This window comes from Geminicoccaceae bacterium (assembly GCA_020638465.1).
Classification (GTDB): Bacteria; Pseudomonadota; Alphaproteobacteria; order Geminicoccales; family Geminicoccaceae; genus JAGREO01.
Window position 1 is genome coordinate 170,321 of record JACKIM010000003.1, and the last position, 12,705, is coordinate 183,025.

Genomic DNA, 12,705 nt, shown 5'->3' on the forward strand with positions numbered 1-12,705 from the left:
ATCCAACCATGACAACCCATGACAACAAAGACAAGATCGCCATCGTTACCGGTGGTGCGCAGGGGATCGGCCTTGCCGTCGTCAAGCGGCTTCTGGCATCCGGCACCACCGTCGCGATCTGGGACCGGGACGCAGCATTGGCATCTTCGGTGGCCACCGAGCTTGGCGAGCGCGCTTACGCCTATGGTGTCGATGTCACCAATACCGCAGGTGTCGAAGAGGTCGCCGCGCGCGTGAATACGGATCTGGGACCTGTCGATATCCTGGTCGCATCGGCCGGTATTGCTGGCTCGAATGGCAAGGTCATCGACTACGATCCAGCCGAATGGCGCCAGATCATCGAGATCAACCTGACGGGCACCTTCAATTGCTGCCGGGCAGTGCTCAGGCAAATGACCAAGACGGGGTATGGCCGCATCGTCAACATTGCTTCGGTCGCCGGCAAGGAGGGCAATCCGAATGCCGCCGCCTACTCGTCGTCCAAGGCAGGCGTGATCGCGCTCACAAAATCCCTCGGCAAGGAACACGCGGACCAGAATATCGCGGTCAATTGCGTCACTCCGGCTGCCGCCAGAACCCGCATTTTCGATCAGATGAGCCAGGAGCATATCGATTTCATGCTCGCCAAGATCCCGCGTGGGCGGTTTCTCGAGGTCGATGAAGCAGCCGCAATGATCGCCTGGCTGTGTTCGGCCGAAAATTCCTTCACCACCGGTGCGGTCTTCGATCTCTCCGGCGGTCGCGCAACCTACTGAGGGCGACGGGGCCGATGAACTTCACAATTGCCAAAGTCACCGTCAGCAAGGTCGCCGGCAAGGGCAGCGGCGGCGATTATTTCCAGCAAGGCAAGGAACACTGGCTGATCGGTTCGCTGATCGCCAACCCGATGTCGGGACACGAACGCTACAAGGCCTCGCGCACCAGCTGGGGCATCGACGTTCTGGGCTCGCTCGTGGTGGAGATCGAGACCGAAAGCGGCCATTGCGGAATTGCCACGGGCTTTGGCGGAGCTCCCGGCGCCTGGCTGATCCAGCACCATTTCCAGCGCTTCCTGATCGGCCAGGATGCCCGCAACATCAACCTGATCTGGGATCAGCTCTACCGAGCCTCGTTGCCCTACGGCCAGACTGGACTGCCCATCGCCGCCATCTCCGCGGTTGACCTGGCACTCTGGGATCTGCTCGGCAAGCTGCGCGACGAGCCCGTCTACAACCTGATCGGCGGCCTGAGCCGACCCGAACTCGCCTTCTACTGCACCGGCCCCAAGGCTGAAGCCATCCGTGACATGGGCTTTTGGGGCGCGAAAGTTCCCCTGCCGCATGGCCATTTCGACGGCATCGACGGTCTGCGCGCCAATGTCGAATTCCTCAATGCACAGCGCCAGTCCGTCGGCCCCGAATTTCCCTTGATGGTCGATTGCTACATGGCCCTCACGCCAACCTACGCCATCGAACTCGCCGAGGCCTGCAAGCATCTGAACATCAACTGGTGGGAAGAAGTTCTGCACCCTGGCGACACAGAAGGTTACCGCCAGATCAGACAAGCCCATCCGACGCTGAAATTCACCACGGGCGAACACACCTACTCCCGCTACGGCTTCAGACGCCTGATCGAAGAGCGCACCATCGACATCCTTCAGCCCGACGTCATGTGGATGGGCGGCCTCACCGAACTCCTGCGGATAGCAGCCCATGCCGGCACCTACGACATCCCCATCATTCCCCACGGCTCTGGCCCCTACTCCTACCACTTCATCGCCAGCCAGAACGCCGCCCCCAACTGCGAATACGTCACCTCTGCTCCAGACGGCCGCTCCATCCGCCCCGTCTTCGGCAACCTCTTCACGGGCGAACCCACCCCCGAGAACGGCCTCCTCAAACTCCCCGATCGCCCCGGCTTCGGCATGGAACTGAGCTCGAGAGGCATGCTTGAGCAGTTCGAATAATTGGTCGAGTCGCCGAGGAATTTCACCCCCAAGCGCTCACTGTCAAGGTGGGCCAGAAAACCCAATGCGATTCCGAATAATCAGACTTTGTTTTCCCATACCTGTATTCTGACCCGAAACAAGCGCCATCGGCAGGGGACTCGATGGCTGGCGGTTCAGGAAAATGCTCGATTTCTGACGGGCAAAGATCTCAACATCTCGCTTCTTGCGCCATGAAACATGACATGTTACATGCATCTTGTCCACTTCAAGGGGCGGGCTGATTTTTTGACAAGCGAATAGAGGCCCAATCACCAAACCAAGGGAGGCGTGATGCATCACGCCAATCTCAGCGGCGTGTCTGATCTTTGGAGTGCCGCATGATCTTGGGCTTTCGGCATAAGGGATTGCGGGAGCTGTTTTTCGAGGGGAGTAGCAAGAGTGTGCCGAGCGAGCTGACGAAGCGCTGTTTCGTGCGCCTGGACGCCTTGAATGTTGCGGGGAGCTTGAGGGATCTCGATCTTCCCGGTTTTCATTGTCATCCCCTTCAGGGGACGTCGCCGGAGCGTCATTCGGTGGCAGTCAACGGGCCATGTCGGATCACCTTTGTCTGGACCGATCGCGGTCCTGATGATGTGGATCTTGTCCAGTATCACTAGAGCGTTTCCCGATTAGGTGAAATCGGAAAACTGGCTCTATCTGTTTGTTTCGACGCATTTCCTGATCGTTCAGGCTATTCCGCCTGAACGGGAAAAGCTCTAGATTTCGGGAGGGGGGCCTCCCTTTTCTCAACCAGTGCAGAGCGCAAGCATGAGCATGAACCACATCACAGATATGAAGCGCCCCCCAACCCATCCGGGGGAGCTTCTGCATGAGCAGCTTGAGGAGATTGGCATGTCGGTATCCGCAGCCGCTCGTCATCTGGGTATCAGCCGTGTTCACCTACACCGGGTACTGTCCGGGAAGAATCCAGTCAGCGGGGAGGTCGCCGTGAAGCTCGGGCGTATGTTTGGCAACGGACCTGATCTTTGGGCCAGGATGCAGCTTGCCCATGATCTATGGTATGCCGAGCGCGCTGTGCCGCTCGATGCTGTGCCACGTCTTGAGCGCGGTGCTGCAGGCTGATTGGATCATGTCACTTTTCGAAGCGGGCGGGCGGGTCCGTTCGGTCACGGCCGATGGTGCTTATAACGGCGCTCCGGTCTATGCCGCCATTCGCGATGCCCGGCCCAAACACTCGCCACCGAAGATCGTCGTTCCGCCTCCACGCAACTCGATCCCGCCGCCCGGCCAGGCAGATGGAGGAACGACGCGTGAATGTCATGCCGCCGAAATCGCAGATCACGGTCGCATGGCCTGGCAGAAGAAGCATGGATATGGCCGGCAGTCACTGGTGGAAACCGCCATCTCAAGGATCAAGCGTTTGAGCAATGACGGCCATTTGTCGGCGCGCTTCCTTTGGCACTCAGTGTCAGGAGATCGCTCTGGTCATTGCCGCAGCGAACAAGATGATCCGCGATACCAAGCCCGTCACCGTGAGAGTGGCATGAAAAATGAGCAGGGAGGGACGAATTCCGCCCGAACCTCGATCCATGTACCAAAGCCATCGTTGGAGTTCCATTCGCGTGCGTGGTTGCTCACGAATGAAAGCCCACGATGGACTGCCGGAGCCGTCCAAACTATGCTTACCTACCCGGCAAAGCGGGGAGGTCTCCCGCTGACACTAGATAGGAGATACGTCGCGGATGATCGATAAGCTGAAGATGCAGGAGTTGACCTCGCAGGAAGCGCGCGAACACTTGACCGGTGATGCCGTCATTCTGCTGCCGATGGGATCGCTGGAAGACCAGGGTACGCATGCGCCGATGGGCGACTATCTGGCCGCCGAGTGCGTGGCGCTGGAAATGGCGCGAACCGCCCGCGGCTACGGAGTTCCGACTTTTGTAGCACCGCCCATTCCCTTTGGCGGTAAGGACTATTTCGATTCAAGCTATGGCGGCATTTCTATCCGGCTATCGACTCTGACGGCACTGCTGGACGACATGATCGAAGGACTTGTGCGGCACGGTTTGCGCAAGATCCTGATCATCAACGGCCATGGCGGCAACGTCCCGGCGATCACAGAGGTGGCGGTACGTTGGCGCGACAAGGAAGGCATCTTTATCCCATCGATGTATCTCTGGCAGATCGCCTATGGCCTATTGCCGGAAATTCTTGGGGCGGAGACGGCCAAGAAATCGTCTGGTCACGGCGGTGATCCGCTCACCTCGATAGGGCTTTACCACTATCCCGGCATCCTGCGTCCAGATCTGATGCGGCCGCCTGCGAGAAGCGGCAAGGTCAAGGGTGTCGACATTGGCGGTTTCGCCGCGATCCGTTATGCGGGGGTCAACATCCAAGCACCGGTTCTTGCCGCCGAGACGGCGCCCGATGGGGTCTGGATGGGTGATCCGAAACTGAGCACCGCCGAAACCGGCAAGGTGCTAACCGAACGGCTTTGTGAAATCGGTGCCGGACTGATCCGCGATCACATCGCTCCGGGTTATCCAGAATGATGGCTCAATGATGGGGTGGACGCCTCCTCCCGACGGCATCGAATTGTGCCAAGAACGGGTCGTTCCGGTAGGTGTGGCTCTGGGACGCAAGGCATGGCTCTTCGCGGGTTCGCCGCGGGGTGGCGAGCGTGCCGCCTTCATGTACTCCCTGATCGTCACCGCCAGGCTCAACGACATCGACCCGCAGGCCTGGTTCGCCGACGTCCTCGCCCGGATGCCGGGCCTGCCCGTCCGGCAACTGGCGGACCTTCTGCCATGGAACTGGTCCGCCCGACAAAGACAGGCGCCCGAGGCAGCCTGATGGCCCGCGTTACCTGCGTCTTCACTCTCGAACACGTCGCAAGAATGATCGGCGAGAACCAGGAGCTCCTCGAAAAGTCATCGCCGCCAATTCCGACAGCGTCAACTATGGCGAGATGATCGACGTCGTCGACGGAACCGAAACCGACATCAAGGCCTTCACCAAACGCGGCATCGAGAGCCTGCAGGAACTCCTCGAAGACATCCGCTCATGGCCCGGCGGCATCCGCCAGTTCCTCATTACAGAACAATGTGAACCAGAACTTATCGAGCACATCATGGCTGACGAGCCTGGCAAGTGAAAAACAGTGGCCTTCACCGCAGGCTTACGATTGCTCTGAATGATCAACCAGAGGAACCGGCCACCTGCCTTTGGTCGGTAGACATCGAGCCGGTTCATCAGAACTGTCTGTATCCCGCAAGTGGCAACCCGTGTTCATCGACGTAGCGGTTCGAACGTTCCATGCCCCTAGCATGGGCTGAGCGATCCCAGGCTTGAGGAAAGCCTGCGGGTTCGGCTCGATTTCACCGGACTTGAGCTGCACAAACCGGTTCCGGACGAGACCACCCATTGCCGTTTTCGCAATGCGCTCACCATCGAAGCCGAAATGGCGAAGGCTGTATAAACTACATCGAAAACTCGTTTAACTCGACTCGAATCCGAATTTGCAACAGAGCCGCATGTTGTGGCTCTGACCGATCGCCAGACGGGCCGCCAGGAACGACTTACGACCGCACGATGAGCCTATGCTGAAGGAACGTTCGCGAAACCTCACCCTTTGCCCAGGCATCCTTAAGGCATGACACGATTGCATCGCCGAAATCCTCGTAGGGGACGCGCACTGACGACAGCCAGGGCGCGATCCACTCGTTCAGGGGATTGTCGTCGAAGCCGATGATCCTGCAGGTTTCCGGCACCCCGATTTCGCGCTCGCGCAAAGCCCGGGCGGCACCGTAGGCAATGAGGTCACTCAGGCAAAAGATGACGTCCGGCGCATGCCCGGTGTCGTTCAGCCGGCACGAGGCGAGCTCGAAACCGGTTTTGAGATGGTCGGGCGACATCGATCCGCGAACGTCGATGCCGGCATCGGGAAGCAGGGACCCGAGCTGTTTTCGGAACATGTTTACACGTTCTCGCGTCGCAGATGACGAGATCGGACCGTGGATCACGAGAACATGCTTCGCCTGCCATGCGGCGACCTGCTCGGCAACATCCCGTCCGGCGACACGGTTATCGATGCCGACATAAGATGCTGGCACGTTGTGCGGGTGCTCGCGGTTGACGAAGAGAACCGTTTCGCCGGCAGCCATGATCTGTTCTAGAACCGGGCTCTCCACGGCACCCAGCAGCACGAAGGCGCTCACCAGTTGCGCCCGCATCTCGCGCAGATATTCGTCCTGCAGGTCGGCAGAATCGTGGCTGTCGCAAAGTGCCATGACATAGCCGGCCTCGCGCAGGGCGGCTTCCGTCGAGGCGGTAATGGCGGACATGGCCGGATTGGCGAGATTGGCGGCGATGACGGCGACAATGCGGCTTTCCCGCCGCCGCAGCGCCTGGCCAGCACCGGAAGGACGGTAGCCGAGTTCGTCGATGGCGGCACGCACGCGGGCAATCGTGTCGACGGAAGCCTTGTTCGCAACGCCGTTGACGACGCGCGAGACCGTGGCGATGGAGACACCTGCGCGCTCGGCGACGGTGGTCAGGGAAACCTGCCGCCGCGCCCCGGACCGACCCGCCTCTTCCCGCGAACTTGCCAAATTTTCCACTCTCCACCTGCCCTATTGCCAAGACAGAGGATGCATGCCTATGATGCAAAGGGTAAACGTTTACCTTTATGGCTTCAAACACACTTTGACGCCATCGACAGGCGATCATTCGGGAGGCAAAAGTGAAGATGATCAAGACCGTTCTTGCCGGCACCGCGGTGCTGGCACTGTGCGCCGGCGGCAGCGCCGAAGCCGAGGAACTGGTGATCTGGCACGATCTGGGCGACAACGGCAACGCCTGGTTCGAGGCTGCCAGCGCGGCTTTCGCCAAGGAGCATCCGGGTGTCACCGTCAAACCGCTCAACTATCCGACCGACCAGTGGTTCGGCCGCGTGATCGGTGCGATCAACACCGACACCGCACCGGACCTGATCTTCAACAACTACGAGCGCGTGATCCGCATCGAGACCCAGACCGAGCGTCTGGTGGACCTCAAGGACGTGCTCGCCTCGATCGACACCAGCGCCTTTCTGACCGACGCCGATCTGTCGGTAGCGCAATATGGCGGCAAGACGATCATCCTGCCCGTACAGCGGGTACAGATGAGCTTCGGCGTACGCACCTCGTGGCTGGAGAAGACTGGCGAGACCTTCCCCGCCACCTGGGATGATGTGAAGCGGATTGCGGTCAAGTTCGGTGCGGACGACCCCGACGGCAACGGCAGTGACGATACCTTCGGCCTCGCTCTGGAAGCGGCCAAGCCGCGCGACCTCATCCACATGCTCGATCTCTTCACCTTCGGCGCCGGCCTGCGGCATACGCTCGTCGACCCGGACGGCAATGTCGTCATCGACGATCCCGAACATGCCGAGGTCCTCAAGGAATTCCTGAAGACCTTCACCGAATACGGCTTCGTCGCACCGGATACGATCAATCACTCCTTCGGTGAAATGTATCAGGTGATCGAGGGTGGCCGGGCGGGGATGTTCCGGGTCGGCGACTGGAACGTCAAGAAGTGGGACAGCGAGGCGCTGAATGGCGATTTCCAGGTCGGTCCATGGCCGGCGTTCTTCGCCGACAAGGAAAGTGCGGTCGTGATCGGCGGCATGCGCGGTGTCGCCGTGCCGGAGAATTCGCCGAACAAGGACATGGCGGTCGAATTCGCCAAGTCCCTCCTGTCCAAGCCGGCGCAGCAGGCATCGCTCGAATTTGTCGGCGCTGCCGTGCGCAAGGACCTCGACATCTCCGATCTGTCCGAACGCCGCCAGTACTTCGCCGCGGCCAGGGGCCATCTGAACGCCTACGATTTCCCGGAGGCCAGCCTGCCCTACTACCCCGAACTCGAGGCCGAGTTCCATCGCCGCCTGCTCGATGCGATCGCCAATCCGCCCTCGGACTGGGACGCGTTCATCAAGGAGACGGCCGAGGCCATGCGCGACGAGGTCGAACGTCTGAAAGAAGGCTGATCGCTCGTCGACGATCCTCCTTGATCCTGTCCGGCCGCACGGCCGGGCAGGCAGACCGGAAAGCATGACATGGCCACCGCCACCGTTCCCATATCCGCCAACAAGGTCTGGGTATTCTACGCGTTCGCGCTGCCGTTCGCGCTGTTGACGATCATCTTCGGCCTCTGGCCGATCGTGCTCAGCTTCGACGTATCCCTGACCAAATCGGCAACCGCCCTGCGCCCGGAGCCCGACTATGTGGGCCTTTCGAACTACGCCAAGGTGCTCTCGGATCCGACCTTCATCCGCTCACTCATCGCGACGCTATTCTACACGGCCATCGCGGTGATTGCCAATCTCGCCTTCGCGCTGGTCTACGCTCTGCTCCTCAATTCGACGGCCATCGGCCCCGGCAAGACCTTCTTCAAGGTGGCCATGTTCCTGCCGGTGGTAACACCCGATCTGGCCGGCTATGTCGTCTGGCGCTGGCTGTACGACCAGAGTTTCGGTGCGGTGAATGCCTTCCTCAAGCTGGTCGGCCTGCCCGCGTTCGGCGGGATCGCATCGCCGGACACGGCGGTGATCGCCATCCTGATCGCCGAACTCTGGCATCACGCCGGGTTCTATGTGCTGATCTTCCTTGCCAATCTCGCCATCTGCGACCGCGCGCTGGAAGAAGCGGCGTCCATCGACGGCGCCAATCGCTGGCAGCGCAAGGTGCTCATCGTGCTGCCGCAGCTGAAGCCGGCGCTGATCATCAACGGCGTCTACGCCATCATCCAGTTCCTCAAGACCTTCACCGTCGTCGTCGTCATGACCAAGGGCGGGCCGAACGGTGCGACCAACTTCGTGAGCTATTACGCCTACAGCCTGTTCGATCAGGGCCGCTACGGCGAGGCCATGGCGATGTCGACCGTGCTGTTCGTGATCGTCGCCATCATCGGACTTCTGGCCTACCGCATCGGGGAGCGTTCGCGATGAAACATTCCCTGCCTGTCCGGCTGTTCGCCTATGTCATAGCACTCGCGGGCAGCCTGTTCTTTCTCTATCCCTATTGGTGGATGCTGCTCGGCGCCTTCCGTCCGGCGGAAGCAGTACTGACCAGTCCCTTACGCCTGTGGCCGGAATCGTTCGACTTCTCGGCCTTCCGCCAGATTGCCGATATCGGCGGCGTTCCGCTCTGGCGTTACGTCCTTAATTCCATCTTCATAACCGGCCTGTCGACGGTCGTGGGCGTGGCCATCACGGCCATGGGCGCCTACGCGATCACACGGCGGCCGGATCTCTGGCTGTTCAAGCTGCTGCGCTCGGGCTTTCTCCTGACGATGATGTATCCGTACATGCTGCTCGTCATTCCCGTGTACATCGTGATGTTCAGTATCGGACTGCTCGGCAGCTATGCCGGCATCATCCTTTTCCTGGCACTGGGACCGGTGCAGTTCTTCCTCTTCGAACAGTTCTTCCGTTCGATTCCAGGAGAAGTCATAGAGGCGTCCATCGTCGATGGCGCCAATGAGTTCGAGATCCTCCGCCTTGTCGTCCTGCCGATGGCAATGCCCGTAGTGGCCACCGTCACGATTATAACCTTTTTGTTGAACTGGGCTCAGTGGTTTCCTGTTCTGGTCATCTCCAGGAGCCCGGATACCTACACGCTGCCGGTAGCTCTCTTGAACATGACCGGCGAGCTCGGCGTCAATTTTCAGGGCATCATGGCGCTCGCCATCATCACGACGATACCAGTGACGATCGTGTTCCTTATTGCCCAGCGACGGGTGATGCAGGGTATGTCGGATGGTGCGGTGAAGGGTTGAGAATGATCGTTCAGGGTTCCGACCTTGCGTTGCAGGACATGATCGACCGGGCGGCTGCCCGCAGCCGGCACTTTCTGGAAAGTCTTCAAGCCAGGAAGAATTACCCCGAAGGCGTCATGCTCTTCGACCGCGGCCAGGACGTTGCCCGGTGGCCGGGGATGCTGCTGCCGGGAACCTACAATGGCATCATGTGTCTCGATCTTCTGGGAGCGCTCGCGGACTGGCCCGGCCCGCTCAGGCTGTCCGTCGCCAACTGGCTGCTTTCGCATCGCTGCGCGAGTGGCGTCTTTCGCATCGAAGGCATGACCGACGATGCCGTGTACAAGCGGCCGGCGCTCGAGGACACATGGGCCTATATCGATTTCCATGTGACCAATTACACGCTCGGTGCATTGCAGGCTCTGGCACCGGAAGACCGGCCCGTCCTCGACTTCGTTCGACCGTGGCTCGACCCGGTCTGGCTCAAGGCCTGGCTGGCCGAGCGGGATCTGCGCGACCCCTGGCTGGAAGGCAACAACATCGTCAACCTCGCCAGCTTTCTCGGGTTGTTGAAGGAAGAAGGTGATCCGTTGACCGTCGGCCGGGTTCGTGAGGCCTTCGCCGTTCTCTTCGACTGGCACGACCGCCTGCAGGAACCGTCGACAGGGTTCTGGGGTGTCGGGCAGATGCAGGGCGGCGAGCGACTGCTGCACGCCATGGCCGGTTCCATGCACAATTTCCATATCTGGTACGCTTGCGGACGACAACTGGCCTATCAGGACAGGGCTGTCGATTACGTTCTGTCCCGCGAACCGGTCTGGCATTCGGCCTGCATCGATGTGGATGAGGTCGACCTGCTCGTGCATGCCGCACAGGGCTCGCCATACCGCAGCGATGAGATCGCAGCATGGCTTCAACGAAAGCTCGAAGCACTTCTGGAAAATCAAAACAGCGATGGCGGATACCCGGACACGCTCGACAAGCCATGGCGTCAGGACGGCTGGGTGCACGGGCCGGTGATCCAGCCGGGCGTTTCCACAACATTCGCCACATGGTTTCGCTGGATCGCGATTGCGATGATCGACGGTCATTTGTGGCCGGGACGCCGGAACTGGCGTTTCCGCAGGATGATCGGCATCGGTTACAAAAGGACTGTCGGGCATGACTGAACACGACAACGCGGTGGTCGATCCCTTCGCACATCTGCACAAGGAGGATTTCGAACAGGCGTTCAACACGCCCGAACTCGGCGTCGACGGCATGATCGCGATGGGTGGGCGCACCGTCGTCGATCTCGGCGGAAACTGGAATTTCGTGCTCGATCCGTTCTGCGAGGGATTGCGCCAGCGCTGGTTCGAATATGATGCGACGCCGATCGACGAGTGGATCGTCCCGCGCGATCATGACGGCGGCGACTGGCAACAGATGACCGTTCCCGGCTGTTGGAACATGGCGAGACCGGAATGGTTTCACTATGAGGGTAGCGTCTGGTACGAGCGCCGGCTCGATATCCCGCCGGCGGCCGGAGGTGAACGATTGTTCCTGCGCATCGGCGCCGCCACCGGACGTGCACGCCTCTTCCTCAACGGCGCATTCCTCGGCATCCACCACGGCAGTTCGACCCCGTTTTTCGTCGAGGTCACGGACCGCATGCTCGCAGGCGGCAACCGGTTGATGGTCCAGGTCGACAACAGCCGCCGCGCCGATGCCGTGCCGATGGACCATTTCGACTGGTTCAATTATGGCGGAATCCACCGAGAGGTATCGCTGTTGCGGTTGCCGGCGCTGTTCATCCGCGACTTCCGGATGGCTCTTCTGCCGGAAGGCGACGCGGTCGGGATCGATGTGCGCCTTTCCACCAGTGCCGCCGCCGTCTGTCGGGTCGAAGTCGAGGGGCTGGGCATGTGCGAGGTGGAGGTGCGCGACGGAAGAGGACACGCAAAGTGGCCTTGCCGCCCGCGACCATGGAGCCCTGACGATCCGTTCCTCTACCCGGTTTCGGTGACCTGTGAAGACGATCGTCTCCAAGAAACGATCGGCTTTCGCACAATCTCCGTGAGCGGACGCAAAATCCTTCTCAATGGCCAGCCCGTGCAGTTCCGGGGAATCTGCGTGCACGAGGATGACCGAGAACTGGGACGGTGCACCGGCGAGGCGGATATTCGCCGCCGCTTCCGCCATGTTCTCGAACTCGGCGGCAATGCCGCGCGCCTTGCTCATTATCCGCACCACGAACTGGCGGCGCGGATCGCGGATGAAATGGGTATCCTTCTCTGGGAGGAAATCCCGGTCTATTGGGCCATCGACTTCGCCAATCCGGCGACGCTCGAAAATGCGCGCAACCAGCTCCGCGAGCTGATCACGCGCGACTTCAATCGTGCAAGCGTGGTATTCTGGGGTGTCGGCAACGAAAACGCCGATACCGACGCGCGGCTGGCCTTCATGTCGGCGCTGGCGGCGACAGCAAAAACGGAGGACCCGTCCCGGCTGACCGTGGCCGCCTGCCTGATCAACCGCGAACATTTCCGCATCGAGGATCGTCTCACCAAACGGCTCGATGTGATCGGGCTGAACGAATATTTCGGCTGGTACGAACCCGGTTACGAGAATCTGGAGCGGTTGCTGGCCAATTCGTCACCGGACCGGCCCGTGGTCATTTCCGAGACCGGTGCTGACGCACTGGCCGGATTCCACGGCTCGCCATCGGTTCTCTTCACCGAGGAACGGCAGGCCGAGGTGCTCGCAGCACAGGCCAGACTCGCCGGTGAATGCAGCTATGTGGCCGGCCTGTTCCCATGGTTGCTCTACGACTTCCGCAGCCTGCGCCGACAGACGACGCGCCAGCGCGGCTGGAACCGCAAGGGTATCATCGCCGAAGACAAGACGACCCGCAAAATGGGATTTCAGACACTCCGCATGGCCTATGGCGGAGATGCTGGTGAAGCGAATGCAACCGTCTTGCCATAGTCGGCGCAGGCAAGAAT

Annotated in this window: 14 protein-coding genes and 2 pseudogenes; 14 read left to right on the forward strand and 2 right to left on the reverse strand. The window is 60.6% G+C overall.

Annotation, left to right across the window (positions count from 1 at the left end):
- The first annotated feature begins 8 nt into the window (after positions 1-8).
- The 8 genes and pseudogenes from H6851_20435 (at position 9) to H6851_20470 (ending at position 5,081) form a co-directional block, all read left to right on the forward strand.
- The gene (locus H6851_20435) at positions 9-755 is read left to right on the forward strand and encodes an SDR family oxidoreductase (protein ID MCB9945975.1); all 747 of its coding nucleotides are present in this window, start codon (positions 9-11) and stop codon (positions 753-755) included.
- A gap of 14 nt (positions 756-769) precedes the next feature.
- A complete protein-coding gene (rhmD, locus tag H6851_20440) occupies positions 770-1,945 on the forward strand; it encodes an L-rhamnonate dehydratase (protein MCB9945976.1) in 1,176 nt (391 codons plus the stop codon).
- A gap of 359 nt (positions 1,946-2,304) precedes the next feature.
- A complete protein-coding gene (locus H6851_20445) occupies positions 2,305-2,583 on the forward strand; it encodes a type II toxin-antitoxin system RelE/ParE family toxin (GenBank protein MCB9945977.1) in 279 nt (92 codons plus the stop codon).
- Between the two features lie 151 nt (positions 2,584-2,734).
- Complete coding sequence (locus tag H6851_20450; protein MCB9945978.1) at positions 2,735-3,049, forward strand: HigA family addiction module antidote protein; 315 nt, start codon at positions 2,735-2,737, stop codon at positions 3,047-3,049.
- Positions 2,976-3,680, forward strand: coding sequence for a hypothetical protein (locus H6851_20455; protein ID MCB9945979.1), 705 nt, complete (start codon positions 2,976-2,978; stop codon positions 3,678-3,680). Before H6851_20450 ends, H6851_20455 begins: the two co-directional genes overlap by 74 nt.
- Positions 3,670-4,479, forward strand: coding sequence for a creatininase family protein (locus H6851_20460; protein MCB9945980.1), 810 nt, complete (start codon positions 3,670-3,672; stop codon positions 4,477-4,479). The genes H6851_20455 and H6851_20460 overlap by 11 nt, the downstream gene beginning before the upstream one ends.
- 70 nt (positions 4,480-4,549) lie before the next feature.
- Positions 4,550-4,780, forward strand: a pseudogene (locus H6851_20465) (transposase domain-containing protein).
- A pseudogene (locus tag H6851_20470) lies at positions 4,780-5,081 on the forward strand (hypothetical protein). The pseudogenes H6851_20465 and H6851_20470 overlap by 1 nt, the downstream one beginning before the upstream one ends.
- A 97-nt stretch (positions 5,082-5,178) precedes the next feature.
- Here the strand turns inward: H6851_20470 and H6851_20475 are convergent.
- The gene (locus H6851_20475; GenBank protein MCB9945981.1) at positions 5,179-5,244 is read right to left on the reverse strand and encodes a type II toxin-antitoxin system CcdA family antitoxin; all 66 of its coding nucleotides are present in this window, start codon (positions 5,242-5,244) and stop codon (positions 5,179-5,181) included.
- Positions 5,245-5,258: 14 nt separating this feature from the next.
- On the opposite strand from H6851_20475, the gene H6851_20480 reads away from it, so the two are divergent.
- Positions 5,259-5,405: a transposase gene (locus tag H6851_20480; protein MCB9945982.1), complete on the forward strand. Its 147-nt coding sequence runs from the start codon at positions 5,259-5,261 to the stop codon at positions 5,403-5,405.
- A gap of 100 nt (positions 5,406-5,505) precedes the next feature.
- Here the strand turns inward: H6851_20480 and H6851_20485 are convergent, their stop codons facing one another.
- Positions 5,506-6,537: a LacI family DNA-binding transcriptional regulator gene (locus H6851_20485; GenBank protein MCB9945983.1), complete on the reverse strand. Its 1,032-nt coding sequence runs from the start codon at positions 6,535-6,537 to the stop codon at positions 5,506-5,508.
- Between the two features lie 137 nt (positions 6,538-6,674).
- Between H6851_20485 and H6851_20490 the strand changes: the two genes are divergently transcribed.
- From H6851_20490 to H6851_20510, 5 genes are all read left to right on the forward strand, one after another.
- On the forward strand, positions 6,675-7,952 hold the full coding sequence (locus tag H6851_20490; protein ID MCB9945984.1) for an extracellular solute-binding protein: 1,278 nt from the start codon (positions 6,675-6,677) through the stop codon (positions 7,950-7,952).
- Between the two features lie 69 nt (positions 7,953-8,021).
- Entirely contained in the window at positions 8,022-8,912 is an 891-nt protein-coding gene (locus H6851_20495) for a sugar ABC transporter permease (GenBank protein ID MCB9945985.1), read from the forward strand.
- On the forward strand, positions 8,909-9,742 hold the full coding sequence (locus H6851_20500) for a carbohydrate ABC transporter permease (protein ID MCB9945986.1): 834 nt from the start codon (positions 8,909-8,911) through the stop codon (positions 9,740-9,742). The genes H6851_20495 and H6851_20500 overlap by 4 nt, the downstream gene beginning before the upstream one ends.
- 2 nt (positions 9,743-9,744) lie before the next feature.
- Positions 9,745-10,890, forward strand: coding sequence for a hypothetical protein (locus tag H6851_20505; protein MCB9945987.1), 1,146 nt, complete (start codon positions 9,745-9,747; stop codon positions 10,888-10,890).
- A complete protein-coding gene (locus H6851_20510; GenBank protein MCB9945988.1) occupies positions 10,883-12,688 on the forward strand; it encodes a glycoside hydrolase family 2 in 1,806 nt (601 codons plus the stop codon). The genes H6851_20505 and H6851_20510 overlap by 8 nt, the downstream gene beginning before the upstream one ends.
- Positions 12,689-12,705: the final 17 nt, after the last annotated feature.

What these genes read in the sequence shown, in the direction of transcription:
- H6851_20500 (MCB9945986.1), top strand. Translation starts at nt 8,909, where the DNA reads ATGAAACATTCCCTGCCTGTCCGGCTGTTCGCCTATGTCATAGCACTC.
- H6851_20490 (MCB9945984.1), top strand. Translation starts at nt 6,675, where the DNA reads ATGATCAAGACCGTTCTTGCCGGCACCGCGGTGCTGGCACTGTGCGCC.
- rhmD (MCB9945976.1), top strand. Translation starts at nt 770, where the DNA reads ATGAACTTCACAATTGCCAAAGTCACCGTCAGCAAGGTCGCCGGCAAG.
- H6851_20455 (MCB9945979.1), top strand. Translation starts at nt 2,976, where the DNA reads ATGATCTATGGTATGCCGAGCGCGCTGTGCCGCTCGATGCTGTGCCAC.
- H6851_20510 (MCB9945988.1), top strand. Translation starts at nt 10,883, where the DNA reads ATGACTGAACACGACAACGCGGTGGTCGATCCCTTCGCACATCTGCAC.
- H6851_20450 (MCB9945978.1), top strand. Translation starts at nt 2,735, where the DNA reads ATGAGCATGAACCACATCACAGATATGAAGCGCCCCCCAACCCATCCG.
- H6851_20460 (MCB9945980.1), top strand. Translation starts at nt 3,670, where the DNA reads ATGATCGATAAGCTGAAGATGCAGGAGTTGACCTCGCAGGAAGCGCGC.
- H6851_20445 (MCB9945977.1), top strand. Translation starts at nt 2,305, where the DNA reads ATGATCTTGGGCTTTCGGCATAAGGGATTGCGGGAGCTGTTTTTCGAG.
- H6851_20505 (MCB9945987.1), top strand. Translation starts at nt 9,745, where the DNA reads ATGATCGTTCAGGGTTCCGACCTTGCGTTGCAGGACATGATCGACCGG.
- H6851_20435 (MCB9945975.1), top strand. Translation starts at nt 9, where the DNA reads ATGACAACCCATGACAACAAAGACAAGATCGCCATCGTTACCGGTGGT.
- H6851_20495 (MCB9945985.1), top strand. Translation starts at nt 8,022, where the DNA reads ATGGCCACCGCCACCGTTCCCATATCCGCCAACAAGGTCTGGGTATTC.